The 24,054-nt window shown below is 50.3% G+C and carries 35 protein-coding genes; 22 read left to right on the top strand and 13 right to left on the bottom strand.

Annotated features, from left to right (window positions below):
- Positions 1 to 11: 11 nt before the first annotated feature.
- From MCB1EB_RS07835 to MCB1EB_RS07860, 7 genes are read right to left on the bottom strand one after another with little or no spacing between them, the layout of a single operon-like run.
- Complete coding sequence (locus MCB1EB_RS07835; protein ID WP_126353976.1) at positions 12 to 1,325, bottom strand: 2-hydroxycarboxylate transporter family protein; 1,314 nt, start codon at positions 1,323 to 1,325, stop codon at positions 12 to 14.
- 40 nt (positions 1,326 to 1,365) lie between these two features.
- Positions 1,366 to 1,986 (bottom strand): hypothetical protein, encoded by a 621-nt coding sequence (locus MCB1EB_RS07840; protein WP_045361530.1) that lies wholly within the window; start codon positions 1,984 to 1,986, stop codon positions 1,366 to 1,368.
- A 27-nt stretch (positions 1,987 to 2,013) separates the two neighbouring features.
- Positions 2,014 to 3,726 carry an AAA family ATPase gene (locus MCB1EB_RS07845; RefSeq protein WP_045361527.1) on the bottom strand — a complete coding sequence of 571 codons (1,713 nt, stop codon included), beginning with the start codon at positions 3,724 to 3,726 and terminating at the stop codon, positions 2,014 to 2,016.
- A 42-nt stretch (positions 3,727 to 3,768) separates the two neighbouring features.
- The gene (locus MCB1EB_RS07850; protein ID WP_232034098.1) at positions 3,769 to 4,740 is read right to left on the bottom strand and encodes a hypothetical protein; all 972 of its coding nucleotides are present in this window, start codon (positions 4,738 to 4,740) and stop codon (positions 3,769 to 3,771) included.
- A gap of 13 nt (positions 4,741 to 4,753) precedes the next feature.
- Positions 4,754 to 5,548: a RecB family exonuclease gene (locus MCB1EB_RS07855; RefSeq protein WP_045361524.1), complete on the bottom strand. Its 795-nt coding sequence runs from the start codon at positions 5,546 to 5,548 to the stop codon at positions 4,754 to 4,756.
- A 21-nt stretch (positions 5,549 to 5,569) separates the two neighbouring features.
- On the bottom strand, positions 5,570 to 5,710 hold the full coding sequence (locus MCB1EB_RS12075) for a hypothetical protein (RefSeq protein WP_161566206.1): 141 nt from the start codon (positions 5,708 to 5,710) through the stop codon (positions 5,570 to 5,572).
- Complete coding sequence (locus MCB1EB_RS07860; protein WP_045361522.1) at positions 5,707 to 6,015, bottom strand: hypothetical protein; 309 nt, start codon at positions 6,013 to 6,015, stop codon at positions 5,707 to 5,709. The genes MCB1EB_RS12075 and MCB1EB_RS07860 overlap by 4 nt, the downstream gene beginning before the upstream one ends.
- A gap of 102 nt (positions 6,016 to 6,117) precedes the next feature.
- On the opposite strand from MCB1EB_RS07860, the gene MCB1EB_RS07865 reads away from it, so the two are divergent.
- Entirely contained in the window at positions 6,118 to 6,450 is a 333-nt protein-coding gene (locus MCB1EB_RS07865; RefSeq protein WP_045361519.1) for a CCDC90 family protein, read from the top strand.
- A 286-nt stretch (positions 6,451 to 6,736) separates the two neighbouring features.
- Here the strand turns inward: MCB1EB_RS07865 and MCB1EB_RS07870 are convergent, their stop codons facing one another.
- The 3 genes from MCB1EB_RS07870 to MCB1EB_RS07880 all read right to left on the bottom strand — a co-directional run bounded on the left by MCB1EB_RS07870 (position 6,737) and on the right by MCB1EB_RS07880 (position 8,690).
- On the bottom strand, positions 6,737 to 7,558 hold the full coding sequence (locus MCB1EB_RS07870) for a phage antirepressor KilAC domain-containing protein (RefSeq protein WP_052393551.1): 822 nt from the start codon (positions 7,556 to 7,558) through the stop codon (positions 6,737 to 6,739).
- Positions 7,559 to 7,671: 113 nt separating this feature from the next.
- The gene (locus MCB1EB_RS07875) at positions 7,672 to 7,962 is read right to left on the bottom strand and encodes a hypothetical protein (protein WP_045361516.1); all 291 of its coding nucleotides are present in this window, start codon (positions 7,960 to 7,962) and stop codon (positions 7,672 to 7,674) included.
- A 260-nt stretch (positions 7,963 to 8,222) separates the two neighbouring features.
- Entirely contained in the window at positions 8,223 to 8,690 is a 468-nt protein-coding gene (locus tag MCB1EB_RS07880) for a helix-turn-helix domain-containing protein (RefSeq protein WP_052393550.1), read from the bottom strand.
- Between the two features lie 111 nt (positions 8,691 to 8,801).
- On the opposite strand from MCB1EB_RS07880, the gene MCB1EB_RS07885 reads away from it, so the two are divergent.
- The gene (locus tag MCB1EB_RS07885) at positions 8,802 to 9,020 is read left to right on the top strand and encodes a helix-turn-helix domain-containing protein (protein ID WP_045361513.1); all 219 of its coding nucleotides are present in this window, start codon (positions 8,802 to 8,804) and stop codon (positions 9,018 to 9,020) included.
- Positions 9,021 to 9,153: 133 nt separating this feature from the next.
- Here the strand turns inward: MCB1EB_RS07885 and MCB1EB_RS07890 are convergent, their stop codons facing one another.
- On the bottom strand, positions 9,154 to 9,399 hold the full coding sequence (locus MCB1EB_RS07890; RefSeq protein WP_045361510.1) for a hypothetical protein: 246 nt from the start codon (positions 9,397 to 9,399) through the stop codon (positions 9,154 to 9,156).
- Between the two features lie 29 nt (positions 9,400 to 9,428).
- Here MCB1EB_RS07890 and MCB1EB_RS07895 point away from each other — a divergent pair, with 29 nt between their 5' ends.
- From MCB1EB_RS07895 to terL, 8 genes are all read left to right on the top strand, one after another.
- Entirely contained in the window at positions 9,429 to 9,629 is a 201-nt protein-coding gene (locus MCB1EB_RS07895) for a hypothetical protein (RefSeq protein ID WP_045361507.1), read from the top strand.
- Positions 9,630 to 9,691: 62 nt separating this feature from the next.
- The gene (locus MCB1EB_RS07900; RefSeq protein ID WP_126353977.1) at positions 9,692 to 10,528 is read left to right on the top strand and encodes a phage replication initiator YdaU family protein; all 837 of its coding nucleotides are present in this window, start codon (positions 9,692 to 9,694) and stop codon (positions 10,526 to 10,528) included.
- 7 nt (positions 10,529 to 10,535) lie between these two features.
- Complete coding sequence (locus MCB1EB_RS07905) at positions 10,536 to 11,189, top strand: DUF6475 domain-containing protein (RefSeq protein WP_126353978.1); 654 nt, start codon at positions 10,536 to 10,538, stop codon at positions 11,187 to 11,189.
- Positions 11,190 to 11,211: 22 nt separating this feature from the next.
- On the top strand, positions 11,212 to 11,631 hold the full coding sequence (locus tag MCB1EB_RS07910; protein ID WP_126353979.1) for a RusA family crossover junction endodeoxyribonuclease: 420 nt from the start codon (positions 11,212 to 11,214) through the stop codon (positions 11,629 to 11,631).
- Positions 11,631 to 12,032, top strand: coding sequence for a hypothetical protein (locus tag MCB1EB_RS07915; RefSeq protein WP_126353923.1), 402 nt, complete (start codon positions 11,631 to 11,633; stop codon positions 12,030 to 12,032). Before MCB1EB_RS07910 ends, MCB1EB_RS07915 begins: the two co-directional genes overlap by 1 nt.
- Positions 12,029 to 12,268, top strand: a complete 240-nt coding sequence (locus MCB1EB_RS07920) for a hypothetical protein (protein ID WP_126353924.1) — start codon at positions 12,029 to 12,031, stop codon at positions 12,266 to 12,268. Before MCB1EB_RS07915 ends, MCB1EB_RS07920 begins: the two co-directional genes overlap by 4 nt.
- Positions 12,269 to 12,434: 166 nt before the next feature.
- Entirely contained in the window at positions 12,435 to 12,905 is a 471-nt protein-coding gene (locus MCB1EB_RS07925; RefSeq protein WP_045361503.1) for a terminase small subunit-like protein, read from the top strand.
- Positions 12,856 to 14,391, top strand: a complete 1,536-nt coding sequence (gene terL / locus MCB1EB_RS07930; protein ID WP_045361500.1) for a phage terminase large subunit — start codon at positions 12,856 to 12,858, stop codon at positions 14,389 to 14,391. The genes MCB1EB_RS07925 and terL overlap by 50 nt, the downstream gene beginning before the upstream one ends.
- Positions 14,392 to 14,397: 6 nt before the next feature.
- Here the strand turns inward: terL and MCB1EB_RS07935 are convergent, their stop codons facing one another.
- A complete protein-coding gene (locus tag MCB1EB_RS07935; protein WP_045361497.1) occupies positions 14,398 to 14,799 on the bottom strand; it encodes a type II toxin-antitoxin system VapC family toxin in 402 nt (133 codons plus the stop codon).
- A complete protein-coding gene (locus MCB1EB_RS07940; protein WP_026921980.1) occupies positions 14,799 to 15,041 on the bottom strand; it encodes an antitoxin in 243 nt (80 codons plus the stop codon). Before MCB1EB_RS07940 ends, MCB1EB_RS07935 begins: the two co-directional genes overlap by 1 nt.
- 192 nt (positions 15,042 to 15,233) lie before the next feature.
- Here MCB1EB_RS07940 and MCB1EB_RS07945 point away from each other — a divergent pair, with 192 nt between their 5' ends.
- From MCB1EB_RS07945 to MCB1EB_RS08000, 12 genes are read left to right on the top strand one after another with little or no spacing between them, the layout of a single operon-like run.
- Complete coding sequence (locus MCB1EB_RS07945) at positions 15,234 to 16,640, top strand: DUF1073 domain-containing protein (RefSeq protein ID WP_052393549.1); 1,407 nt, start codon at positions 15,234 to 15,236, stop codon at positions 16,638 to 16,640.
- Entirely contained in the window at positions 16,576 to 17,409 is an 834-nt protein-coding gene (locus MCB1EB_RS07950) for a phage head morphogenesis protein (RefSeq protein ID WP_045361487.1), read from the top strand. The genes MCB1EB_RS07945 and MCB1EB_RS07950 overlap by 65 nt, the downstream gene beginning before the upstream one ends.
- Positions 17,406 to 18,506, top strand: a complete 1,101-nt coding sequence (locus MCB1EB_RS07955; RefSeq protein WP_052393547.1) for a DUF2213 domain-containing protein — start codon at positions 17,406 to 17,408, stop codon at positions 18,504 to 18,506. The genes MCB1EB_RS07950 and MCB1EB_RS07955 overlap by 4 nt, the downstream gene beginning before the upstream one ends.
- A gap of 25 nt (positions 18,507 to 18,531) precedes the next feature.
- Positions 18,532 to 19,062 carry a structural cement protein Gp24 gene (locus MCB1EB_RS07960; RefSeq protein WP_126353980.1) on the top strand — a complete coding sequence of 177 codons (531 nt, stop codon included), beginning with the start codon at positions 18,532 to 18,534 and terminating at the stop codon, positions 19,060 to 19,062.
- Between the two features lie 29 nt (positions 19,063 to 19,091).
- Positions 19,092 to 20,060, top strand: coding sequence for a DUF2184 domain-containing protein (locus MCB1EB_RS07965; RefSeq protein WP_126353928.1), 969 nt, complete (start codon positions 19,092 to 19,094; stop codon positions 20,058 to 20,060).
- Positions 20,061 to 20,423: a DUF4054 domain-containing protein gene (locus tag MCB1EB_RS07970; RefSeq protein ID WP_045366628.1), complete on the top strand. Its 363-nt coding sequence runs from the start codon at positions 20,061 to 20,063 to the stop codon at positions 20,421 to 20,423. It begins immediately after the preceding gene.
- A 2-nt stretch (positions 20,424 to 20,425) separates the two neighbouring features.
- Positions 20,426 to 20,887: a hypothetical protein gene (locus MCB1EB_RS07975; RefSeq protein WP_045366625.1), complete on the top strand. Its 462-nt coding sequence runs from the start codon at positions 20,426 to 20,428 to the stop codon at positions 20,885 to 20,887.
- A complete protein-coding gene (locus MCB1EB_RS07980) occupies positions 20,877 to 21,245 on the top strand; it encodes a hypothetical protein (protein ID WP_045366622.1) in 369 nt (122 codons plus the stop codon). Before MCB1EB_RS07975 ends, MCB1EB_RS07980 begins: the two co-directional genes overlap by 11 nt.
- The gene (locus MCB1EB_RS07985; RefSeq protein WP_045366619.1) at positions 21,169 to 21,669 is read left to right on the top strand and encodes a phage neck terminator protein; all 501 of its coding nucleotides are present in this window, start codon (positions 21,169 to 21,171) and stop codon (positions 21,667 to 21,669) included. The genes MCB1EB_RS07980 and MCB1EB_RS07985 overlap by 77 nt, the downstream gene beginning before the upstream one ends.
- A gap of 16 nt (positions 21,670 to 21,685) precedes the next feature.
- Positions 21,686 to 23,209: a DUF3383 domain-containing protein gene (locus MCB1EB_RS07990; RefSeq protein ID WP_126353982.1), complete on the top strand. Its 1,524-nt coding sequence runs from the start codon at positions 21,686 to 21,688 to the stop codon at positions 23,207 to 23,209.
- A 5-nt stretch (positions 23,210 to 23,214) separates the two neighbouring features.
- On the top strand, positions 23,215 to 23,655 hold the full coding sequence (locus MCB1EB_RS07995) for a phage structural protein (RefSeq protein WP_045361482.1): 441 nt from the start codon (positions 23,215 to 23,217) through the stop codon (positions 23,653 to 23,655).
- Positions 23,652 to 24,053 carry a phage tail assembly chaperone gene (locus MCB1EB_RS08000; protein ID WP_045361478.1) on the top strand — a complete coding sequence of 134 codons (402 nt, stop codon included), beginning with the start codon at positions 23,652 to 23,654 and terminating at the stop codon, positions 24,051 to 24,053. Before MCB1EB_RS07995 ends, MCB1EB_RS08000 begins: the two co-directional genes overlap by 4 nt.
- Position 24,054: the final 1 nt, after the last annotated feature.

Raw genomic sequence — 24,054 nt, forward strand, 5'->3', positions numbered from 1 at the left:
TTTTCTTTAAATTAATTTTGGTAAACGCTAAACATCATCAGCGCAATCACTATCGTGAGCGCTCCGCCTATCCTTGTCGCCAACTGCGCAAACGGCATCAAATGCATCCGATGCGCTGAGGTCAAAATCGCCATATCCCCCACGCTGCCCATCCCGCTATGGCAAACATTAATAAGCGCGCTCTCTATCGGATTTAATCCGGCCCAACGACCTACAATCAGACCGACCAGCGCCAACGTCAGCACGGTCACAAAAATCGTAATGCAATACGCCGGCGTTAAAACCGAAAGTAAGACTTGCCAAGGCGTTAAGGTCAGTCCGAGCACAAACAGAACCGGATACGCCGCCGCTTTGGTAAAAAAGTGGTGCAACAGATACGCCCCTTCTTCCAGTCTGGGTGAAAGCGTCATCGTGAGTTTGATCAGGACCGCCAGGCCCAGCATCACCAACGGCGCAGGCCAACCCGTTAACTGATGCACCAAAACCCCCACCATATAGAGGCTTAGAGCCAACATTCCCACTGAGGCCAGCGATTCCATCAAGGCGGCAGGCGTTGAATCGGTGGGTCGGCTTTTTAAATGCCCTGTGGATAGCTTTTGACCCATTTGACTCAGGTCTGAATTAATCTGCCCCAATCGATGCAGCACCCCCGCGCACGCCACCGCCGTCAAATTCCCCAGCACGATTGGCGGCATCACTTGAGCAAACAACTCTGGCTGGGACGTTTGTAAAATCGCCGCATAGCCCAAGGTCAGCGGAATCGCCCCCTCGCCCAGGCCACCCACCATAATCGGAATTACGATAAAGAAGAAGGTGTAGTGTGCGCTTAGTCCCAGCGCCATCCCTGTCAGGGTGCCGACGATCGCCGCAGCGATAGAACCAGCCGCCAGTGGCACGAAGAGTTTCACGAAACCTTTAATCAAAAGACTCCGTTCCATACTCAAAATACCGCCCACCACCACCGCAGCCGTAAACAGATACAGGATATTCGTGTTCTCCCAAAATTCCCGTATCGAGCTTTCCAGCTCCATCGGCATGAGCTCGCTATACACGCAGTACGATGGCAAGAGCACCGTCACCATCACGGAGCCGCCCAAGTACCGTAGAATCGGTATCTGTTTGCCGATCTCGGCGCAACTAAACCCCAAAACCGCCACCACCGCCAACATCACCGAGAGTTCTCCTGGCATCTCACCCAGTGCGATAAAGCTCAGTAAACATAACCACATCAGTCCAAACACCGGTAACGGAATCATCCCAATTCGGGTGGGTATTGAACTGAGCCAGTTTCTTAATCGTTTGGCATAATGAAATAAGGGTTGCATGATTCAGCCTCCAAGTGCTCATCGAGCCTGTGTGACAGCTTTAGAATTGAATATCGTCGTCTATATCGCTCAACGGACTCGGGGCCGTCGCATATGACTCACGACTGAATGGAATGTTGCTTTTTTTAAGCGGGCGATGCTTGAGCATTTTCGATAATTCCTTCAGTTGCTCCGCTTCTCTTGTTTGGTCCAAGATCTCTGAGGCCATTCGCTTCGTGCTTGTGCAGAAAAATCCCACCGGCGCTACCCTGATTCCAATTCCGCCATCCCGCTTTTCATATTCTTCGGTGTCTAACAGCACCCCAATTTCTTTATCCAATAACGCTTTAAAAACCTGGACGCGCTTATTCACCATCTCATTCTCCTCCCACTTCCTGATCGCCCCTGGCTCCGATTCCAACTTTTCAAGCCCCAAACACACCATCAGCGCATTCAGATACCGATAGCCATACAGCTCTTTTTTATCTATATCCAACGTCCACAACGTAAAATATGCCCTCGCCTTGTTCTCCGTTTCAAACACCAACTCGATACCCCGAGTTTTATGCGGACTCTTCACCTCTACCGCCTGCATAAACTGCCCCTCATACACCCCTGGCGCTGTGATACGGCTGCTGCGCTGTTCCGCTAGCCGCGCGGCTTCTATATTTAACGAATACATACCTTTCCTTATTTGTGTGGACTTGACTCAAGCCGCTTCTTTGAATTCGACAATCACCCCTTTTTCCAGCCAGTGCGTCGCTATGTTTTGAGAAAAACTCTGAGGCAACGCTTTAAGCGTGCCAAAAATCAGTGCGGTATCGATCTCTCCGCCTTGGGCCAGACGATCTAGCCAAGTCAATAACTCTTCACGGCCTTTCAAATCCAATACGTCAAACCGGTCCAACACCACTAGTTTGATTTTGGACAGATAAGAGATTGCTTCCGCCAACATTGCATCCGCTCGCCACTTCTCCGATTCCGATAACAGCGCATATGAACGGCCACCCGCTTGCACGTGCATATCCTTTGTCACCACAACCTGCGCCCATTCTGTGATCGCAGCCGAGTCTTCCAAACGCTCATTCAGCGGCGTCAAAGCTTCGGCCAGCATTTCCCCTGGGATACCCTCAGGAGCCAATGCATCGGCAATCTCATTCCACGCCAGAACCGATTCGTGCGCAGACAGAGCCTTGGCAGTACGCTCATCTGCTTGCGTCACCTGGCGCTCAGCCTCTTGATAAGCCGCCCATTTTTCTGCTAGAGCACCGCGGTCGATTTTGAGTTTTTCGAGGTGCTCGCGCGCAGCTTGGAGTGTGGTTTCGTCCGGCTTCGCGCCAAGCGCCAACTCTAATTCAGCAATCGCTTTCACGGCGGCCTTAGCATCGGCTAACGCTCGCTCGTCGTTGGTGACCGCTTGCTTCAACTGGCACACCGCCTCTTCGTATTCTGGCAATCGGCTAAGGTTCTCCTCTATGCCCTGTGTTAACGGCACGGCATGCAACTCTCCATCTTCAAGCGCCAACAGCGTGTCGCAGTGTGGGCAAGGCAGCGCATTTTTTGAAAAACTCAATGCTTTGAGCGTGGCGACTTTTGTTTCCCACTCTTTGAGTTCTGCTTGATCACGGGCGAGCGTGTCGGCAATACACGCATGCTGGCTACCTTTCTCACGCCATTCAGCGAGCCGCTGCGCAGAGTCGGCATACCGTTTGTGATCCGCCTGCAATCCACCCAGATGCTGGTGGGTCTCGGCCAGTTCAGCATCGAGGGCAGATAACCGGTGGGGCAAATCAGCCGATGCCGCACGGTCAAACTCTGGCCTTTTGGCTTGCCACGTGGCCGCCTTCTTTTCGCCGTACGTTTCTCCTGTGAGCGTGCGCCACGCCGCTTTTTGATCGCGAGCCTTGTCCTTCGCCCCTTCGTGTGCTGCATCAAAGCCTGAACGTAGCAGCGGCATCAGCGCTTCTACTTTTTGCGTATCACAGCCTTTCTCTAATAGCCGTCTTTGCACTTCCGTACGACCCGCATTCAGACCCATCAAACTAAACAAAAATTTGCCGCGCTCATTGCATCCAAGCCGCGTAAAATGTTGCGCATCCAGCACATGCGGCAGCGCTCTCGGCAGTACATAGTCCTCCGACAACGTGGCTTTGCCCGCCGGTAAGCAGAGTGCGACGCATATCTTATGGTCGATCTCAACCTCGACAAAGCCCAATTTAGCGCCCTCGGTCACCAGTTGGATGCACTCTTTTTTAAGACCCACACGCACGGTTTCACCGGTGAGCGCCATACGTACCGCCTCTTGCAGGCTCGATTTACCCGCTCCATTCTTGCCCGAAAACAATGTAACGGGATGCGTGAGCGGCATTTCAACCTCGTGCACGCCCAGAAAATTCTTAATGCTCAAACGTGATAACTTCATACAATCTCCTGTTCAGGGTTCAATAGCTTGAATGGGGCCGAGTTATTCGATACTGCTCATCACACGTCCAGGGCGTGTACTCGGCGGCTCGTGCTCGCCAAACGCCTGCGTCCTCTTCTCGAGTGACGGAGGAGGTTTCGATTCAGCAAAAACAGGAGGCCCATTATGTATTTCACCGGTTTTGTGATTCGCCGTCTCAGGCGTGGCCGCAGGCTGAGTTAAATCAGGCGTTTTTATTTCTTTCGTGCGCAGCGACTCACTGCTTACGCTGGCGATACTGCCGTCCTGATTCATCTCGATAATGTCATGGACTTCTTCCAGGCTTTGCAAACCCATCAGCAGCTCAGGCGCGTACAGCTTCCCAAAAAAGCTCGCGCTCCGATAGCGCAGCATTAATTCCGGCATCGTCTGCCACTTACTGCCGTTTTTTGTGTACCACCCTTCTTTCACCGCCATTTCAATCGATACGGCAGGGGACTCAATGCGCTCTCCGGTGTCCTTTTCTATTGCCCAGGCAACACATACCTTGTCGGTGACCTTAATTTTGACAATACGCGTGCTGCGCTGACCGTTGTCCCAGCAAGCCTCCGTGCGTTCGACTTCCTTAACACCCAGTTCCTTAAGCTCAAACCGCAAAGGAGAAAAGCGACCGCAGCCATTGATAGAAGCAATAATCCATTGCGACGACCAGGAAGGGCGGCCCTCCACAATGTAAAGATTTTGCATCACCATCAGCGGATCAACCCCCATCCGGATCGCCATATTCAGCGCTACCACGCTATTGGACAGCCCATTCTTATTTTCCGTGGTTTCTTTTAATTTGCCGAATTTGTCAAATTTCTCAATCACCGTTCGATAGGCTGCTGGGACGATTGTAGAAGTCGATAACAGCTTGGCCGCTCGCTGCATCAATTCAAACGACTGGAGATCGCTGAAACCCATTTTGACCACAGCTTGTGGCTCTTGCGGTTCACGAAGCTTGGCAAGGGTGGCGAGTTGTGCTGATGCACTCATAATGTGAGACTCCTTATTGACGGAATTTGCAGGTGGAGAAAGCCACGCAATAACGCTCGTGGCACATCATCGATTTTGGGTTGCCCCAAAACATGCCCTTGTGAATAATTTTGGCTGCGTATTCGAGGATGCCAGGCGATTCACTATCCCCCAGGAGTAACGCTCGCGCCCCAGAAATTTCGCCCATCCCAATACGCTGAGAATCCGACGTCTTAGCCGTGTTCATCCCTATAAGTTGCGCCGGTGCGGTGATCGGTATACCACCAGCGCGCTCAGCCAGCAGCTCATAAACGCCTATTTGATAGGCATGCCCAGCCGTCTTAACCTTGCCATCTGAACCCACCGCCGCCTTGCCCGTCTTCAAATCGCAAATCGATAAACCTTCTGCAGTTTCGCGTATGCGGTCCGTCGTGCCAGTAAAAATCAGACCCAAATCACTAATTTCTAATCCTTCGAACTTCACTTCAACAGCTCGGTAAGTCTGTTGGGGGGCGATCATCTGGCAATACTTGGTGTGCAGTGACAGCGCTATCCTCTCAGCGTCACTCGCTTTATCCTCGCCCCATGTCACCTCCTCATCTGGGCGGCGGATCATATCCACCGCGGCAGCAGCGGATTCGTCAATCGTGAGGCCCACTCCGTCAATTCTGGATTGGTCGAAAACCGCCGTGCTCGCGTGTACCGCTTTGCCCAACAGCGCCTTGCCATTGGACGGCATTTGTTTTCCATAAAGGTAAGTAGCGGCCCAACTCGCCGGACAATCAAATAACTTACCCAGGCTTGAGGCTCGAATCGTGACAGGTGTCATCGCCTTTCCTAAAAAGTGCTTTTACTGGTTAAAAAATAGAATGGCTGCACCGAGACACAGAGCGAGTAAGAACATCCCTGCGCTGGCTTTGATGAAAACCTCAATCCGATCCGCCCGTATTGCGGCGCGCAGCAATGCGTTGTCGTTTTCGAGGCGTTTCATGCGATATCTTTTCTCTGATACGCGCAGTCAATAGCCCTCTGTAGTGCTTTGCCTGTCTGCGTTTCCCAAAGGCGCTCATAAGTGTCAGCAAACAAGTCCGTAGATCGCGCCTGGGCAGCATCACGTAGCGCTTGCTTCTTCACCGAGTCGGGTAACTTAACCATCGCTTCGAGTAAGTCATCGAAAGTCATGTTTTCTTCAACTTCGTTAGCACGCACGCAATAATCCTCGTCGGCCGCTTCTGAGCGTGCCTGTAATCGGTCGTAGTGGGCTTCAACCTTATGCATCAATTCGTTCACGCTCATGCCAAGCTCCATGGGTCGTATTCGCCCTCGTTTGCAGCTTTTCTGGTATAAACATCACAAAGAAAATCTTGTGCTAGAATTTGGAGACAGGAGGTATTAGCTATGGCCGTAGTTACATTTGATACATTGCAGTTTGTCGAAACACTTAAGGAATCCGGTATACCCGAAGCCCAAGCGAAAGCTATTTCCGTAGCCGTAAGAAGTTCACATGAAACAGCGGACCTCGCAACCAAAGCTGACTTTCGAGAATATGAATCTGTTATAAGAAATGACTTAGAAAAGCTCGAAACGAATTTGCGCCATGAGATCAGCGATTTGCGAAAAGATACGGAAGCCCGATTTATCGCTATAAGCGCCGAAATGTCTGCACTGAAATGGATATTGGGCTTTGTCGCTGCCGGTATCTTCGCGCTCGTTGGCAAAGCCTTTTTTTGATTTTCTTCTGAGCTAATCTTTCCCAAAATATTCCACTGAATATCTGATGCTCTAGCCCAAAGTATGATTAAACTTTCTACAATTGGCGCTGTAATGATAGCGGTGGGACTTCTCTTTATAGCGCTGTTATACCACCGCCGAGGCCCTGCTCTGTGGTTATCCTGTCTGATTGCACTTGCTGGTCTTAACATGTACGTACTTTCTCCAGATCCCACGAAGGTGAGTTTATTTTTCACGCATAAAGAAGCGCACTGATATGGAGTGTTCTTATTAATAACTTTGTAATTCATGCGGTCGCTCCTTGAGCAAACTGCTTTTGAATCCATGTCAAGCCTTTTCCGGTAACCAAAGTGCGCGCATAGATATGGTTTTCGCCTCTCGGGTCTTCATACTGCCGCTCAATCACGCGAAAGCGCCCTGCCTCAATCTGTTCTTGATACGGTAAATTGTTCTTCATCAATAAACGGCGCTCACGCAACCAGGAAAAAAGCCTTTTAGGCCCGGTGCCAATGACTTTAGCCACTTCTTGCACCGTTTGAGCATTGATCGCTTTTCCAACGTCGTCATAAAAATCCGCTTTAGGTTTTAATTCTTCCACTTGGCTTCGCAGCGTCCCGACCTCTTCGGTATACGCCAGCAATATCGTTCGCAGATGTTTGGGATCATTAAGAAAACTGTGCAAATCTATTGCAGGCGAATGAATGCGGCGCTCGCATTCAATGAAATACTGTCTGGCCTGCTTGCCTTTTTCATTGCGCTCGACCATCGATAATTCTTTCGCCATATCGAGAGTTAGCGCGTATTCTTTGGCTGGACGACCTCCGGTGAGGTTTTCCCCGAAATTGGGGAAAAGTACAAAGTCCTGATCTTCAATAAAACCGTATTGCGCGATGCGGTTTTTAATCCAGGTCGAAAAGTCTTTTCCAATTCCTAAAAACGCGTGCAAGTTACGTGCATTAACGGTTGGCGCAGAACGGCCCTTCAACCTCGTAGGCGTAATGGCTATCAGCTTTTCCGTTGCATCAATTTCCTGCTGAGGAATGGCAACAAAACTATTCGGGCTTCCTGGAGAGATGGAATAAATGTGGGTGTTGGCTATTTGGCTCATCTGTCGTTGTTTGTTTATGACGATGATTAAATATTACAAAACGTATTAAATAAAGTCAATACGTTTCGAAATATTTTTGATGTAGCCAATCGAACGGCAGATAGCTGATGGCTCTAATTTTTCTTCAGGGGTATTTGATCAAGTACGTCGGACATTGCATTCACCATAACACGAAGCATATTGATAGCATTTGATTCATGCACTCCCACTATGTGAGAATCCGCAGTTTGGTCAGGATAAAGTTTGACAACAAGTTGTGCAGTGTGTGGCAGACTGGCACTCAAAGTCAGTTGACTTTGTGCTTTTCCCTTGGTTAACCGCTTTTTTCTTAATTTTTGCGGTATGTAATCAAGTAAATAGATAACGTTTTCTTGTCCACTGCCAGAAGGCGTCTCCTTACTCACCGTCCTTTCTCCAATTGAATTCTTAATTTTTCTTAAGCTTCACAGGCGGCCTGAAGAAAGAAACAAAGTAACAACCAAATGCATATATCAAGGCAACTCCAAAAAACAAAAAGTTTCCGAAAGTACTTCATCAATGTAAGGGATGCCTGCCATAGCTAATATGGCAGAAATACCAAGGAAAGCTTGGCATTAGGCGGGACTTAAGCAATAACTGATATAGCTAGATCGCCAAAATCTCCATAAGATTAGTGGCTAATGAGCTACCCAGCTTTTTTGAACGATGACCGCTTACGCCCATTGAAGTTAAATTTTCTATGGATAGACTCTGACTGCAATCTATGTTCAGATGGTGAGTGCTGACCATATGCGCCATCATCTTTCAAGTTGCTTAGAGGTATCGTCGCTTTTACTACAGCCTCGAGCGCCTGCCAAATTCTCTCTGAAGCTTGCTCATTAGTTTGATATTCGATCAGTTGTTCAATCAGGCGCTGCGCATGAACTGGAAGCATATCAAGTCTGTATTTAGAACCTTCTCCGTGAGTAAGCCATACTTGAGATATTCCAAGCAAATCAGCGATTTTATTGATGTCATGTAAAGCGGGTTCGCGGAAACCACGGAGCCATGCGCTAAGCCCAGGTTGAGACATTCCCATCTCCTCCGCCAAATGCTCCTGGCTCACCTTTTTTTCTCGCATCACCTGCTTAGCACGATCAAACCATTTTTCCATATTCTAAATTGTGATAGAACCAGCTAACTTTCTCCATTAGCGTTTCGTATTAAAACGAAGTATTGCAATTCATTTCGAATTAGTTCAAAATGAATTGAAAAAGGAACGCATATGCATCTCAACCAATATTTACAACTTAATAGAATCACCCAGGCAGAATTTGGGCGGCGACTTAAGCCGCCTGTTTCGCAAGGTTGCATTGGGAATTGGCTTCATGGCCGCCGCGAAATAAATCTACATAGAGCCATACAAATAGAGCAAATCACTGGCGGTAGCGTTACACCTAAAGACTGTATGGAGCTACGACAGGTCTTATCGCTCTGTGAATAATTTACTTTATTAAAAGTGCGCTTGCGTGAACCGGAAATATCTGCGCAAATCCGACGAGAAAATCACTTGAATGCACATCAAAAAAACTCTACCAAATGGACCTGCAACTTCTTTCATGAACAGCGAAAGAAGATCAAGCCGGTCGCCAAAACTTCTGTGGATCATTCGCAAACCAAAACTCTTCGAGCAGTTTGGAAGTATGCCGAAAAAATTGTTCTTGAATGGCTTCCAAAGTTTTGCCATGAACGGGGAGCAAGACTTCTGCCGAGATTCTTTCTCGAATTCCAGAGTTCATGCGTTCAAAAGTGGCCTTGGCAAGCACCCTATTACTTTGCGGCTCTAATACTAATGAGCCAAGCTTAATTTCATTTTCAGTCATATGTACTTTCATACCAAGTTGGGGAAGTCATGAATCAAAAACGTGAAAAACTCACAGACGATATTCGAGTTTGGTTGGGCGAAAAGCTCAAAGCAGACCTAAAAGAGCTAGCGGCAGCCAAAGGCTACGGCTCCTTAAGTCCTTTCATTCGACTCGTTCTCAGCGAATTCGTATACGGCAAGCTTAGGCCGGATCGGGACTTAATGGCAGGGAGGGTGCGGGACGAATAGGACCGCAAATTTAAATATTAAAGAGTAAGTATTGAACCGTGAGATAAAGGAAAAACTTAAAAATGAAGCCTCCTGCTTTTCAATTCTACCCTGCCGATTGGCGCAAAGACTCTGCCTTACAAAGCTGTTCCGTCGCTGCTCGCGGCTTATGGATTGAGATGCTGTGTATTATGCATGAGTGTAAGCCATACGGGCATCTCGCCATTAACGGTAAAGCCATGAGCGTCGCTCAGCTTGCCCGTTTGATTGGCGAAACTGAGAAAGTGGTTAGGGGTTTGCTTAACGAACTTGAAAGCGCGGGGGTGTTTTACCGTACTGAAGAAGGGGGGATTTATTCACGCAGAATGATCAATGATGAACGGCTGCGCAATATCCGCGCCGAAGGTGGCAAGGGGGGTAAAGAATTTGGCAAATTAGGCGCTGAACACGGATACAAAGGGGGGAGGCCTAAGAAAGATAAGGGGGGTTATGAAACAAAACCTAAAACCCCCCTTCCTGATGAAGAATATCCCCCCCCTTCATCTTCTTCTTCATCTTCACCTTCTTCTTCAAAACCTAAAGGGGATAAATCCCCTTCAACCCCTGGCGAACGCGATGCGCCCGCTGTGGCCTTGCCGAACTGGCTGGCTTTGGCCGATTGGGAAGCTTTCGTGAAGCATCGAAAGCGCTTGAAAGCGCCGATGAGCGATGAGGCTCAAGTTCGGGCAATTGCTCAGCTTTCTCGGCTTCGGGACGACGGTCATGACCCTTCCGCTGTGATCGATCAAAGCATCGTGAGCAGCTGGAAGGGGCTGTTTGGGCTTAATCGCCGTGGGTCACCGAAGCTCAGCAAACAGGCTGAGTTGGAGGCCAGAAATGCCGAAGCGGGGCGTCAAGCCAAGGCACTCATTTTCGGGTAAGAAGTTTATGAAATCCTGTGACTTCAACGCATTCGATGGATTGCTGCAAGCCGTCGCAGCCATGTACGGACGTGACTTGACTTCTGGAGTCATTGCGCTCTACTGGCAAGGCTTGCAAGCCTATGACCTCGCCGCTGTACGCGAAGCGCTCAACCGGCATGTGAACAACCCCGATACGGGCCAGTTCATGCCCAAAATTGCCGATATTCACAAGATGCTGCAAGGCTCTACGCAAGATTCTGCGTTGACTGCTTGGAGCAAAGTAGATCGAACCATGCGTGAGAAAGGCCCGTACCAAAGCGTGATTTTTGATGATCCGCTGATTCATCGCGTCTTGTCAGAAATGGGCGGCTGGATTCAACTCAGCACAAAGCATGAGGACGACTGGCCGTTTGTACGCAATGAGTTTGTGAATCGTTACCGTGGATACCGGATGCGCAGCGAAGTGCCTGACTATCCACCCGTGTTGATTGGCATCGCAGAAATGACGAATCAACAACTTGGGTTTGAAGTCGCACCGCCACTTTTAGTCGGCAGTGCTGCCATGGCGCAGCAAGTCATGCGCCAAGGAACCGATCAACCGCTGCTTGAATTCACACTGCTAAACGTAAAAAATTTACCCGTGCTTTTGCAAAACGAAGCTCAACAAATCGCCGCTTAATCTTTTTCATTTCAAACAAAAAATGCTTAACGCAATTACCTTCATGATCCCAGGCAAGCCCATTGCCAAAGGCCGTGCTCGCTCGTGTATCCGTAACGGCCACATCGCGCACTACACCCCAGAAAAAACAGTGCGATATGAAAACCTTGTGAAGCTTGCTGCTCAGAAAGCGATGGACGGACAAAGCCCAATCGAATCTGCCATAGCGCTGATTGTACGAGCATTCCTACCGATTCCAGCCAGTTGGAGCCTTAAAAAGCAGCGAGCGGCAGCAATCGGCGAATTCATGCCTACCAAACGCCCAGACCTGGATAACATCGTCAAAGCGGTTAAGGACGGCGCGAACGGTGTCACCTGGAAAGATGATTCACAAGTCATCGACGTACACGCCAGCAAGCGATATGGCGCGCCCCGCGTTGAAGTCGAGGTGAGGGTAAGCTAATGAAGCAAAGCACAGGTTCATGGCGGAGCATTCCCGAGTGGGTCGAGTATGAAATACAAAATTGGGTTCGCTGGTGCTGGTCTGGCCCCTGGCCGCATCCTCTGCCGCCTACGCAATGTGCTTCGGCTGAGCGTTACTATCGTGCGCCAAGTGATCTAGGCGAGGCCGAAACGTCTCTCCCTCCACCCTACGCCCCGAATGCCAAGATTGTGCAGCGGGCTTACGTTGCGATGCTGAAACAGGAGCAACACGTGATGAAAGCTGAGTACATTAATCCGTGGGAGTCTGGTCGAATACACTATGGCAGAACTGGCGCTGCGCGACGCCTCAAAATGTCGCTTGCCACTTATGAAACCATTTTAAGAAGCGGATGCTATCGAATCGAAAGGGCTTTTGGATGAAATATGCGCGGGAGATTATGGACCTGATGAGTGCGTATCCTGAACGGAATTTTAAAATGATTGAAATCGTGCGACACGCTAATCCGAATCCAAAAAGTAAGAAAGAGCGCTGTGCTACCCATCGAGGGGTATTACGCGTTTTGGATACGCTCACCGAGATGGGAAGAATATTTAAAATACCTTCGCGGGCAGGCAACGGAGGCTATACGCTTTATCGATGGAAAACCACGACATGAACTTTTGCAAACCGCGACAAAAACCACGACAATGGCGGTGGGAAAAACCGTCCTAAAGATTCAGACGCTCTTTTGAGCATTTTTTACGGATGTTTTCCCCCTCATTTTCAGCCTCAGGCAGCCTAGACGCTGCCTTTTTTATGCTTGTTTGCTTTTACCTCTGACGATGGCTCGACCCAGCAAATACACGATTGCTCTAGCAAAAAAGATTTGTGAACGCTTGATGGTCGGTCAAAGTTTGCGCTCCATATGCGCGCAAAAGAATATGCCCTATCAAGCGACTGTGTATCGATGGCTCACGCAGTCCGAGTCATTTCGAGATCAATACGCACGCGCACGCGAGGTGCAAGCCGACACGCTTGCCGATGAGGTTTTAGATATTGCCGACGACGCTACTCAGGATATGCAAGTCGACGAGCAAGGCCATGAACGCGTGCGCCACGAAGCCGTGCAACGCTCTAAACTCCGCGTCGATGCTCGTAAATGGCTCGCTGGGCAATTAGCGCCCAAGAAGTATGGTGACCGCATCCAGCAGAATATCAGCGGCGCACATGATGGCCCGATTGAACAAAAAATCACTATCGTCGATGAAGTCCAAGTCAAAGCCACTGTCGCCCACCTCGAGGAAAACTATTGATCCCGAGGTGCTTCGGGCGGTGGCTAAGGCTAAGTGCGAGCGGGATCACCTCTTTTTTACGCGGTATTTCTTCAAGCACCGCCAGGGCATTCCGTTTCATTTGAACTGGCACCATGCGTTGATTGCCGATACGGTGCAAAAGGTGATTGATGGCGAGCTTAAAAATGTCGTCATTAATGTGCCGCCAGGCTCCTCCAAGACCGAACTGGTGGCGATTAACTTGATCGCACGGGGCTTAGCGCTGAATCCTCGAGCACGCTTTTTACACATTTCATACTCTGACGATCTAGCCTTACTCAATTCTGAGATGGCGCGAGAGATCATCCGTAGTGAGGAATATCAAGCGCTGTGGCCGCTCGCGATTGCTCAGGATGCAAAGAGTAAAAAGCGCTGGAATGTGCTGCTCGACGGTAAGAAGGCCGGTGGCGTCTACGCGGTCTCATTGGGCGGTCAGATTACCGGTTTTAGAGCCGGCCACATGGCGCCAGGCTGGCAAGGCGCGCTCATCATTGATGACCCGCTTAAAGTCGAAGATGCCTATAGCAAAGCCGCCCGTGACAAAGCAAATCGTAAGCTCGTATCCACCGTTAAAAGCCGTAAAGCCCAACCGGCTACCCCGATTGTTGTCATCATGCAGCGTTTGGCCCAGGAAGATCCTACCGGCTTTATCCAAATGGGCAAAGTGCCTGGCGATTGGACCTTTGTTTCGATTCCCGCCCTATTAGATGATACGTATGTGGCTGCCCTACCCTCTGACTATCGAGACAAGATAGATACCTCGCTACGAGACGAACATGGGCGGTTTAGCTACTGGCCGTACAAAGAGCCATTAGGTGATTTATGCGCGCTGGAGCAAGCGGATCGCTATGTATTTACTAGCCAGTACCAGCAGCAACCCCGCGCACTCGGCGGTGATCTCATCAAAAGTGAATGGTTTTCATATTACGAAACACCGCCCCGCATTCGCTTACGCAAGGTGTATGCGGACACTGCGCAAAAGACCGCGGAGCACAACGATTACAGCGTGTTTCAGCTTTGGGGCCTCGGCGAAGATAACCGGCTGTACTTGCTCGATCTCATCCGCGGCAAATGGCCTGCGCCTGAACTCAAGCGTCGTGCGATTGCCTTTTGGAATAGTCATAAACCCTATGACCATAAGACCAGCGCACCCTTAGCGCAACTGCTGGTCGAGGATAAATCCTCAGGCACAGGGTTAATTCAAGATATTCAAGAAGATGGGCATATCCCTGTTAAAGGCATTCCTCGTGGTACCGACAAACTCACCCGCATCATGGGCGTGCTGGCTTACATTGAGTCAGGGCGGATTGCGCTACCTAAAAACGTGCCTTGGGTGAAAGATTTTATTGCCGAATGCGAGGCCTTCACGGCCAATAACACCCACGCACACGATGACCAGATTGATCCGATGATCGATGCAATTACCGATTGTTTAGCGAAAAGCTCGGATTGGTCGGGGTGGACTTAGTTCGGCCTAGGCTAACCAGTTTTCCATCGCCAATCCGGAGACTCGGCTAAATTCATTGACGTTCGCTGTAACAAGTATCGCATCTACCGATAAAGCATGAGCAGCAATCAGTAAATCATTCGCACCTATGGTTTGCCCTTTTCGTTCAAGTTCGGCGCGAACTTGCCCATAGCAGTGGTCCGCGTCGGGTGAGAACGAAAGTATTTTAATCACGTCAAGTAATTGGTTTACTCGCTCGGTTAATGCTTCTGCATTTTTCTTTGCTGCACCGTAGCGCATCTCCGCTGCAACGATAATACTGGTGCATAGGGATTCTTGCGGATGCTCGGTGAGTTTTTGCGCAGCGAGTCCTTGTGGGTTTTTCAGAATATCTGAAAGGATATTGGTATCAAGCAGATACAGCGCCATCAAAGCTCCACGTCTTCGGGGGGAAGATCTACGATCTCCGGTAGCCCTTCTTGGAGCGGAGTCCAGCTTGCTAACAGCGCAGATAAAGAGCGCGGTGGCGCAAGCTCAATAATCAGTCGATTATTTTCACGACGCATGATGGCATCAGACCCGTTTAACTCAAATTCAACAGGGATGCGCACAGCTTGATTTTTTCCATTCCTGAATAGTTTAACGTGGCGTTCTGGATAAGTATTCACCATGATAGCCTCCTTGGCATATGTTTAAGCATATGCTAAATCACTATTTGGCGCTTGTCAAAGTTTGCGTCCGGCTTTCTTAACTATGAAGGTGGGCGCTCAGTATCCCTAGCGGGCCACTGGAGATCAATCCAATGAAGGGAGTACCAAACGCCCAATTCTTATTTTACCCGAATTCACTGTTTAGGTTAAATTTTGTCAAAAAAACATAAAAATAAAGGGGTGCAAGCAATACCCGCCTTGGCAGTCCAGCCAACGGACATCACCCAAGATAGCCTCACCAATCTCGTCGCAGGCCTGATGAATAGCCGCGACAAGATGGCGTATAACCATTATGCGTTTCGCAAAACAGTCAGCCGTTCCGAGCTTGCCACGATGTATCGGTCTAACTGGCTTGCCCGCAAAATCATCGATGCGCCGGCTGAGGATATGACGCGTGAATGGCTAAGCCTTGAAACGGGAGACGAAAAGAGTAAAGACGCTCTGGAAGCGGCCGAAAAGCGCTTTAAGCTCGTGACGCTCCTCACGAATAATTTGAAATGGGGTCGGCTCTTCGGCGGCTCGGCGCTCTACATGAGCTTAGCAGGTGAGGACCCCGAGACACCATTAGAGATTGAACGTATCCGCCGTGGGGCGCTACAGGGCTTTCTCGTTCTGGATCAACACCAACTCACGGTAGATAAGCAACCTTGCCTGGTTGACTTAAACCGCCCCGAATATTGGCGGCCGGAGCATTATCGCGTTGCCGATACCCAGCAAATCATTCATGCCAGCCGTCTCATCTTCTCCGATGGCGCGCTGGTGCCGGTCAGTGATTTAAAAAACCAAGGATTTTGGCACGATAGCGTACTTCAAGCCCTTTACGACGAGCTACAACGCGGCGATACGGTCGCCAGTGGCACCGCCAGCATGTTCTTTGAAATGTGCGTCGATATCTTAAAAATTGATGGACTCACGACCAAGCTGAATAGCGATGAAGGGACACGCGAAGTCCAGAAGCGCTTTGAAGTCACCAATACGGCCAAATCTTTTAACCGGATGATGCTGCTCGATAGCGCCGATGAGTATCAGCAAAAAACCATTAATTTCAGCGGCGTCAGCGAAGTCGCTACGATGTTTTTACAGCGTATTTCAGGCGCTGCTGACATTCCTGCGACACGTCTATTGGGCCAATCTCCAACCGGCATGAGCGCCACGGGGGAAAGCGATATTCGCAACTACTACGATGCGCTCAAAGCCAAGCAAGAAAACATCTTACGCCCTCAAGTCGAAAAGATTTACGACGTTATGGCGATGTCTGAGCTGGGCCATCCACTCAAAGACCTCGTGATCGAATTTAATCCGCTCTGGCAATTGTGTGAAGCGGAACGCGCCAACGCTGAAAAAATCCGCGCTGAGACCGATCAAATTTATCTGATGCAAGGGGTGATTCACGAAGCGCATAGCCTCAAACGCCTCAAAGCGAATGATACCTATGCGATTACCGATGAAGATTTAGACGAAGCGCAGGCACTCGCGCAAGAATTAGACACACCGGATGAACCTGACGCTACCCGCCCTGATCAAGGCACACCTCAAACACACGACAAAACGCCAGTCTAAGCGCCCTCGCGTACTACGGTCAGCAAAACTCAACCGTCGAGCCGAAGTCGCTTACCGCAATCAGTTGTTGAGCCTGGTGAAACAGATGCATCAGCGCGTTAAAGAAGAGATTTTGCCGATCTTGAAAGAACCAGAGGACGGCTATACGCAGGATGCGTTATCAGAATCGCTGGTTCAACGGATTCAAGCCGCGTTAGAGCGTGTGTCTCGGGCCTTTCTAGCGTTGATTGCCCACGCACACCGTTGGGCGCACCGCATAGTTGAGCAGGTCGATGAAGACAACCGCACGGCGCTGATTGGCAGTATTCGCTATGCCTTTGGCATCGATATCACCCCATTACTGAATATTCCAACGCTCAATGCGCCTTTGCAGTTGGCGATGGCAACGAATGTGCATTTGATCCGGTCGATTCCACAGCGTTACTTTGACTCACTCCGCACCTCGGTTTTAACCGGAGTCTTGGAAGGACGGCGCTATACGGAGTTGGCTGCGGAGATTCAGAAACTCAAGCATACGACTGAAAAGCGCGCACGTCTAATTGCCCGAGACCAAACCGCTAAAACGCATGCGGCGATTGCCCAAGCCCGACAAACGGCACTCGGCATCACCGAATACGAATGGCAAACCAGTGGCGATGAACGCGTGCGAGACAGTCACGCGGACAACGATGGCAAACGATTTAAATGGGAGAACCCACCCGAGTCCGGCCATCCAGGCCATGAGATTGCTTGTCGCTGTGTCGCCTTACCCATTCTTGACTTAACATGATCGAAATTTTAGATAGCCTGCCCTCTGAGCGAACCTACACGCCAGAGGGTTTTTTAATTGCGCCCGCCAAGCTCGCACGTTGTGGGATTCAGCCCTATCGCGCCGTCGAATACGCTGAAAAATCGGGCGATCCGATGCGCATTCTCAATATCTATCGCCCCCCTGAAGAAGTCTTTGCGCCCGAATCTCTGGCGTCTTATGAAGGCGTGCCGCTCACGAATGACCATCCGCCCTCTTTTTTTGTTACCGCCGATAACTGGCGACATTTGGCGCTGGGCTTTGTACGCAATATCCGGCAGCAAGAGGGTTATGTCGTCGGAGACTTGATCGTTCAAGACAAAAGCACCATTGCCCTGATTGAAAGCGGCAAGGTGGGGCTCTCCGCAGGCTATCAATCTCAAAAGGATATGACGCCTGGCATCACGCCTAATGGACAGCCCTATGACGGCATTCAAAGAAATATTCGCGTCAACCATATCGCACTCACGCGCACCCCTCGTTGCGGACCGACCTGCCGCATTGAAGATTCTAACCCTCATGGAGAACTCCTTATGTCTGACACACCCGATCAAACCACGGCTCAAAGCACCGACGCAGTATCTACCGTTCAAACAGCCCCGACGCCCTGCCATGACTGCGGCGAGATACAAATCCAAATGGACACGCTGACTGAAATGATTAAAAAGCTTGAAGCCGAAAACCAGACACTCCGCCAAAAGGAGGCTACCCCTGCGGTACGCGATGCCTGGATTGCCGATTGGGCTGAAACGGTGACCGATGCTAAGCAGTTAATGCCCACGATCACGACGACCGATAAAAGTTGTCATGCGATCCGGCACGAAGTAGTTAAGCAGCTTTATCCAAAGCACAAACCCGTGGTCGATGCGCTGCTCGCCGGATACTCGCTCGACAGCGCCGACGAGGCCATGATTCAACGCGCCTTTAAGGTGTTAAGCGCGATACCTCAAAGCACCCCTCGCCGAGATCCTGTTCTGGATGCACTGAACACGCAAATGAACACCGATAGCAGCCCGTTAGACCCGCAGGCCGCACGCGTTCAATACATTCAGCAGTTACAAACAACCTACACCGCTTAATTTATTTATTCAATCAGGAGTTTTTATGTCAATTCAACTCGCCGACTATGGCGATGCACAGCTCGAGCGGGGTATCCCTGGACTCGAAGCCGATAACGGCCCCAACAGTATTGTGAACCGCCGTAATGCCAGTACTACTGAGATTGACTTTGGTTTAGCCGTTGCCGCAGGCGTTGACGCAGATACTGCGGTGCTGCCTTCTACAGGCTGCCGCATCATCGGTTTGAGCGTACGCCACGCTACGATGCAAGCGAATCAAACCGGCAACGTCAGCTATGCGCCCAAAGCTACCGTACCCGTCATGGAAATTGGACGGCTTTGGGCCATCGCTCAAACGGCGGTCAGTCCTGGAGATCCTGTGACCACCGATGCCAACGGCGCACTGTCGACTGGCACAGCGATAGCAGTTCCTGGCGCTGTATGGGAAACCCAAGCCGCAGCCGGAGCGATTGCGCGTGTTCGGATTAACCTCTTCTTCACGCCTAATACGATCCCACCTACGTCATCCACGTCTAAGAAAAAAGAGTCAGACGACAGCGCATCGAGCGTTTCCTAACCCCCCATTCACTTTCCAGAGATTTCATCATGTCTAATCAAATGATTGCCGATGCGCTCAACCGCACCTCCCTTTTACGCACGCCAGAATTTACTCTAGATTCATCTCACGCCCTCGCCTTCTTAACCGGCCAGCTTGAATTCGTTGAAACTCAGATTTATCAGAAAAAGCGCGCGCCGCTCGATTATGAGGCACTGATCCCTATTTCAACCGCAGCCGGTCAATGGGCCACTTCGATTACCTATCGCATGAAGGATTTTGCCGGTCAAGGCCAGCGCCATAGCGGCAAAGGCGATGATATTCCTCGCGTCGATGTTCATTATCAGAAAAATACCATACCGGTCGTCTCAGGAGCGATTGGCTATGCCTATACGTTTGATGAGTTGCGCATGTCCGCTAAATTAAACTTAGCGATTGATCAGGATCGCGCTGAAGCCGCTTTTTATGCCTATCGCGCCCATCTCAACCAGGTGGGATTATTTGGCGAAAAAGAACTTACGGGTTTATTCAACTCTCCCTCTGTCCCTCAAGTACAAGCGGGTCTCGGTAGCTGGACAACGGCGACGCCTGAACAGGTTTTAAAAGAACTCAATGAAGCGATTACGCAAGTTTGGACACAGACCAAGCGCAATAGCACACCCAATACGATTATTCTGCCGGGCTCTCACTATGCTCATCTCGCGAGCACTCCACGCAGCAAAGGATCGGATAAAACTATTTTGCAGTACGTGCGCGAAAACAACATCGCCAAAGCCGAGAAGAATATCGATATTGACTTTAGAGGCGGCATTGACCTCGATCGCGCGGGTCAAAATCAAAGCGCTCGGATGGTCGTCTACGAAAAAGATCCCGTTAACCTCGTCTTTCATATCCCCATGCCCCTGATGTTCCATGCGCCTGAGCAACGTGGAATGGAATTACTTGTTAACGGCGAATACAAATACTCCGGTGTTGAATTCCGCTATCCGAAATCTGCTTTGTATATCGACGGGATTTAAATGGCTATTACGCCCGCTGACGTTAAAGCGCGCTTTCCTGTACTCGATGCCGTGGAGGAGGCGCAGCTTCAACTCCTGATTGACGATACGCGCCCCTTCTTTAATATCGATCGCTGGGGCGCGTTTTATCCAAGGGGGGCCTGTCTATTGGTCGCCCATTTCTGGAGCATGCAGCAGAAAGTAGACAAGGGCGAAACGGCTCCGGTTTATGCTGTGACTGCGCGTAAAGCCGGCGAGGTTCAGCTTAGCTATGCGTCCCCTAGCCCGCTAGAAATGCAAGATGCCTGGCTTGCGGCCACCAGCTACGGTCAACAATATCTTAGCTTACGCAAGCAGGTGGGCTTCGGTGCGCTCGTGGTGTGACGATGAACTTTTCTAAATTAGATGGTCTGCTCAATCAAATCAAAGCGCTGGGCCAAAAGGAAATCTGTGTGGGCGTCATCGCTAAAACCGCGCCACGCAAGGATCAAAAAGCCAGCTTCAGTAACGCTCAAATTGCTGCCGTGCATGAATTTGGCGCATCCAACAAAGGCATTCCCGCACGGCCCTTTTTAAGATCGACATTGATTCGAAATAAGCAGGTTTATACCGATGGACTTGCTACACAGATGCGCAAGTCGGTGAGGCAGAAGCAATCGCCCGAGCAAGCCTATCAGGTGGTTGGACTCAAGGCAGCAAGCAATGTCCAGCACGAAATACGCCACGGTACCCATAAGCCACTCAAAGCCGCAACAATTCAGCGTAAAAAATCCAGTCAGCCGCTGATCGATATCGGTCAACTGCATCAGTCGATCACCTCTATCGTGCGAGAGGTCAATGAATCTTAAGGCACTCTTTGATGAAAGCGAGTTGACGCAGCGCCTCACCCTTTCTCGCCGCTATGGTCAGCATCATCCCGACCATGGTGAGTGGTTAGAACAGTATTACATGCTTGAGGTCACAGCGATTGTCTATCCCGCCGGTCAGGACGATCTTTTAAAGCTTCCTGAAGGCGAGCGCTATTTGCCCGCGATTCGGATTTTGAGCCAAGACCCCCTGATCGAAGGCGATATTGCATTGCATCAAAATCACCGCTGGCGCTTAACTCAGTTGTCTAACTTCTCTCACTATGGCTACTACGACGCAACAGCAGTTCGACATGAAGGGACTGCGCAGCCTACTGCGCGAGGTTTTGTCGTTACCTAATGGCGCGGTACGACCGAGCTATCAGGCTGGACCCTCCGGCACTGAACCCTGTGTGATTGTTTCTGTGCTGACTTCGGTTGAAATCGGCACCACCCGACAAGCGTTTGATGGCACACGTGAAATCGAGCGCTTAAGCACCGCACGGCTCACCACCATATCGATTGAAGCCTTTGGCAATAATGCCTACGCGCTAATGCAAACACTCACGACGCTGTTACAGGCCAGCTCGACGCAAGCCATGATGCGCAATCGCCTCAACGCCGGTTTAGTTACCCTCTCGCCGTTACGCGATTTAACCATAGTGATGGGCGCAGGAACTGAGGAACGCGCTCAGTTTGACGCCACTTTCTCGCACTCTGATTGCGTTGAGATCGATTTAAAACGAATTGAGCACGCCTCCGTTCTGACGCACTCAAACATTTAATTTTTGGAGAATTTATATGGCGACTTCGCTGCCTCTTAGCGAAATTATCAATGTTCAACTCAACGTCCAACCCCTCGCCCCAAGCCGACGGGATTTTGGCGTGTTGAATCTAATGACCCCTGAAGCCGGTCAGGTGTTTAATGATGCCCATACGCTGTATGCTGAATTTGCGAATGCTAACAGCGTTGAGCAAGCTTTTGGCAGCCATAGCACCACCGCTCAGGCCGCTCGCCTCTTCTTTGCTCAAACCCCACGTCCTAAACGCCTGGTGGTTTCGCGCTGGGTTCGTATTAAACGCACGATAGCTGCAACCCACTCTAAACTCTATGGCGGACCGATGACCGCCCCATTAGAACAACTCAAAGCGATCTCTGTTGGCTATTTCTCGATTAAGGTCGGTTCCTCCCTTAAAAACTACTCCAAAATCAATCTCTCTAGTGCCAATACGCATGAAGAGATTGCAACCCTGATCACCGCTAAAACCTCCGCCGATAAACTCACCGTGCGTTGGGACAGTACGGGCCAGCGCTTTATCGTCGAAGCGGATCAAGCCGGCGCAAGTCGCACATTAAGTTTAATGAACAGCGATGGCCAGCCGCTGACGGTAAGTAGCTCGCCCTCTTATTTGGGCACTCTACTCAAATTGGATAGCGCGGATGCCTATTCAGTCGCCGGCACCGATGCCGTCACCCTTGAAGCACAATCTCTCACCGAAGCGCTCTCACAGCTTGAGGCCCGCTTTAATCACTGGTATGCCCTTAACATTCTTCACCCCTTAACTGATGTCCAAATCAAAGAGGTCGCCAATTGGGTGCTCGCTGCCGATAAAAAGATTTTGGGGTTGACGACTTCTAACCCTCAGCACCTAGAACCCAGTTTTTTAAATGTATTTAAGCAGTTGGCCGATCAGAAGAATGAACGCGTCGTCGCTTTGTATGACAAAGATAATCCCCATGAGGTCTTAAGCTGGCTCGCGCGTGCTTTATCGGTGAACTTCGCTGGGAATAACACGACGATCACGATGAAGTTCAAGCAACTGCCTGGCGTCACCCCGCATCCGTTAACGCTCACTGAAGCCAATCAATGCAAAGCCTTAGGGATCAATTACTACACCTACTTTGATGAAACTGCGATGGTCGCCGAAGGGACGGTATTAGGCGGGCGCTTCTTTGATGAGGTGCACAGCCTCGATTGGTTCGTCGATGCCGTGCAAAAAGAAGTCGTCGCCACATTACACCGCAGTCCGACCAAGATCCCTCTGACGGATGCAGGCACGCATCAGCTCTTAGCTGCGGTCGAAAAAGTCTGCCGTGAGGGCGTACATAATGGCGCGTTTGCCGCAGGCGTGTGGCGGGGCGATCCGTTTGGGCATTGTCACACCGGCGAGCGGCTTGAAGAAGGCTTTTATGTCTGGGTCGATACCGTTGATCGCCTCTCCAGCAGCGACCGTGAAGCCCGTAAAGCGCCCCCGATTCAAGTGGCGCTCAAACTCGCCGGCGCGATTCATGCCGCTGACATTCTCATTAATTTTGATCGTTAATTCCTATGAGCACTACTTTTAGTCCCCGCGAGGTCTCTGTTTTAATTAATGGCGTGCGCCTCTCCGATTGGAGCGACGGCAACGATGTGATTCAGGCGAAATTGAATGCCGATGCTGGCAGCTACACGATGGGCGCGAATGGCACCGGGGTTTTTATTGCGAATCCCGATCAATCCGGCACGCTCACCCTCAAAATCAAGCAACATAGCCCCGATAACCATTATTTAGATCGTTTATTCAAGCAGCAGCGTTCGACCCTTAAAACCTTCACGCCGATGACGCTCTCGATTGTCGATCTACTCAATGATGACAAAGTCAGCGGCCTCAATGGCTATTTCACGACGTCCCCTGACTATACGCGAGGCATGGGCCATAACGCCGTGACCTGGACGCTGGTGTTTGAACAGCTCACGATTACTCTAGAAAAAGGATTGGCTCACTCATGAACCCGCATCAATTTGAACTAGATAGCATCACCTATCGCATGACGCCCGCGAATGCGATGGCTGGCTGGACCGCTTTAAAGCAAGCGGGCAAATTACTTGAAGGGATTAAGGTTTCGCCGGATAGTCAGGGCGAGATCGAAATCGGCACGCTTTTAGCCCATTTAGGCAGCCCGCAAGTCGCTGAGATCGAACGTCTAATTTACGAACATACGACTGTTCAAGCCAATCAAGATAAACCCTTTCGCCTAGCCCATCAGCTTGAAGTTCACTTTAATCAACATCGCTCGCACCTCATTCGCATTTTGCTGGAAGGCTGTAAGGTGCAATTCGCTGATTTTTTCAAAGGGGGTGCTTGGAACAGTCTAAGCGCCCTCATGCCCACTCCGGTTCAGACCTAAT

The organism is Mycoavidus cysteinexigens, from assembly GCF_003966915.1.
GTDB lineage: Bacteria > Pseudomonadota > Gammaproteobacteria > Burkholderiales > Burkholderiaceae > Mycoavidus > Mycoavidus cysteinexigens.

Coding starts and splice junctions, on each gene's coding strand:
- MCB1EB_RS07865 (WP_045361519.1), top strand. CDS start 6,118: ATGGCCGTAGTTACATTTGATACATTGCAGTTTGTCGAAACACTTAAG.
- MCB1EB_RS07870 (WP_052393551.1), bottom strand. CDS start 7,558: ATGAGCCAAATAGCCAACACCCACATTTATTCCATCTCTCCAGGAAGC.
- MCB1EB_RS12075 (WP_161566206.1), bottom strand. CDS start 5,710: ATGAAACGCCTCGAAAACGACAACGCATTGCTGCGCGCCGCAATACGG.
- MCB1EB_RS07840 (WP_045361530.1), bottom strand. CDS start 1,986: ATGTATTCGTTAAATATAGAAGCCGCGCGGCTAGCGGAACAGCGCAGC.
- MCB1EB_RS07980 (WP_045366622.1), top strand. CDS start 20,877: ATGAATCTTAAGGCACTCTTTGATGAAAGCGAGTTGACGCAGCGCCTC.
- MCB1EB_RS07855 (WP_045361524.1), bottom strand. CDS start 5,548: ATGACACCTGTCACGATTCGAGCCTCAAGCCTGGGTAAGTTATTTGAT.
- MCB1EB_RS07860 (WP_045361522.1), bottom strand. CDS start 6,015: ATGAGCGTGAACGAATTGATGCATAAGGTTGAAGCCCACTACGACCGA.
- MCB1EB_RS07905 (WP_126353978.1), top strand. CDS start 10,536: ATGAAATCCTGTGACTTCAACGCATTCGATGGATTGCTGCAAGCCGTC.
- MCB1EB_RS07890 (WP_045361510.1), bottom strand. CDS start 9,399: ATGACTGAAAATGAAATTAAGCTTGGCTCATTAGTATTAGAGCCGCAA.
- MCB1EB_RS07995 (WP_045361482.1), top strand. CDS start 23,215: ATGAGCACTACTTTTAGTCCCCGCGAGGTCTCTGTTTTAATTAATGGC.
- MCB1EB_RS07910 (WP_126353979.1), top strand. CDS start 11,212: ATGCTTAACGCAATTACCTTCATGATCCCAGGCAAGCCCATTGCCAAA.
- MCB1EB_RS07985 (WP_045366619.1), top strand. CDS start 21,169: ATGGCTACTACGACGCAACAGCAGTTCGACATGAAGGGACTGCGCAGC.
- MCB1EB_RS07880 (WP_052393550.1), bottom strand. CDS start 8,690: ATGGAAAAATGGTTTGATCGTGCTAAGCAGGTGATGCGAGAAAAAAAG.
- MCB1EB_RS07900 (WP_126353977.1), top strand. CDS start 9,692: ATGAAGCCTCCTGCTTTTCAATTCTACCCTGCCGATTGGCGCAAAGAC.
- MCB1EB_RS07850 (WP_232034098.1), bottom strand. CDS start 4,740: ATGAGTGCATCAGCACAACTCGCCACCCTTGCCAAGCTTCGTGAACCG.
- MCB1EB_RS07955 (WP_052393547.1), top strand. CDS start 17,406: ATGATCGAAATTTTAGATAGCCTGCCCTCTGAGCGAACCTACACGCCA.
- MCB1EB_RS07940 (WP_026921980.1), bottom strand. CDS start 15,041: ATGGTGAATACTTATCCAGAACGCCACGTTAAACTATTCAGGAATGGA.
- MCB1EB_RS07835 (WP_126353976.1), bottom strand. CDS start 1,325: ATGCAACCCTTATTTCATTATGCCAAACGATTAAGAAACTGGCTCAGT.
- MCB1EB_RS07885 (WP_045361513.1), top strand. CDS start 8,802: ATGCATCTCAACCAATATTTACAACTTAATAGAATCACCCAGGCAGAA.
- MCB1EB_RS07935 (WP_045361497.1), bottom strand. CDS start 14,799: ATGGCGCTGTATCTGCTTGATACCAATATCCTTTCAGATATTCTGAAA.
- MCB1EB_RS07965 (WP_126353928.1), top strand. CDS start 19,092: ATGTCTAATCAAATGATTGCCGATGCGCTCAACCGCACCTCCCTTTTA.
- MCB1EB_RS07845 (WP_045361527.1), bottom strand. CDS start 3,726: ATGAAGTTATCACGTTTGAGCATTAAGAATTTTCTGGGCGTGCACGAG.
- MCB1EB_RS07960 (WP_126353980.1), top strand. CDS start 18,532: ATGTCAATTCAACTCGCCGACTATGGCGATGCACAGCTCGAGCGGGGT.
- MCB1EB_RS07950 (WP_045361487.1), top strand. CDS start 16,576: ATGAACCTGACGCTACCCGCCCTGATCAAGGCACACCTCAAACACACG.
- MCB1EB_RS07975 (WP_045366625.1), top strand. CDS start 20,426: ATGAACTTTTCTAAATTAGATGGTCTGCTCAATCAAATCAAAGCGCTG.
- MCB1EB_RS08000 (WP_045361478.1), top strand. CDS start 23,652: ATGAACCCGCATCAATTTGAACTAGATAGCATCACCTATCGCATGACG.
- terL (WP_045361500.1), top strand. CDS start 12,856: ATGAAGTCCAAGTCAAAGCCACTGTCGCCCACCTCGAGGAAAACTATT.
- MCB1EB_RS07990 (WP_126353982.1), top strand. CDS start 21,686: ATGGCGACTTCGCTGCCTCTTAGCGAAATTATCAATGTTCAACTCAAC.
- MCB1EB_RS07915 (WP_126353923.1), top strand. CDS start 11,631: ATGAAGCAAAGCACAGGTTCATGGCGGAGCATTCCCGAGTGGGTCGAG.
- MCB1EB_RS07920 (WP_126353924.1), top strand. CDS start 12,029: ATGAAATATGCGCGGGAGATTATGGACCTGATGAGTGCGTATCCTGAA.
- MCB1EB_RS07970 (WP_045366628.1), top strand. CDS start 20,061: ATGGCTATTACGCCCGCTGACGTTAAAGCGCGCTTTCCTGTACTCGAT.
- MCB1EB_RS07895 (WP_045361507.1), top strand. CDS start 9,429: ATGAATCAAAAACGTGAAAAACTCACAGACGATATTCGAGTTTGGTTG.
- MCB1EB_RS07925 (WP_045361503.1), top strand. CDS start 12,435: ATGGCTCGACCCAGCAAATACACGATTGCTCTAGCAAAAAAGATTTGT.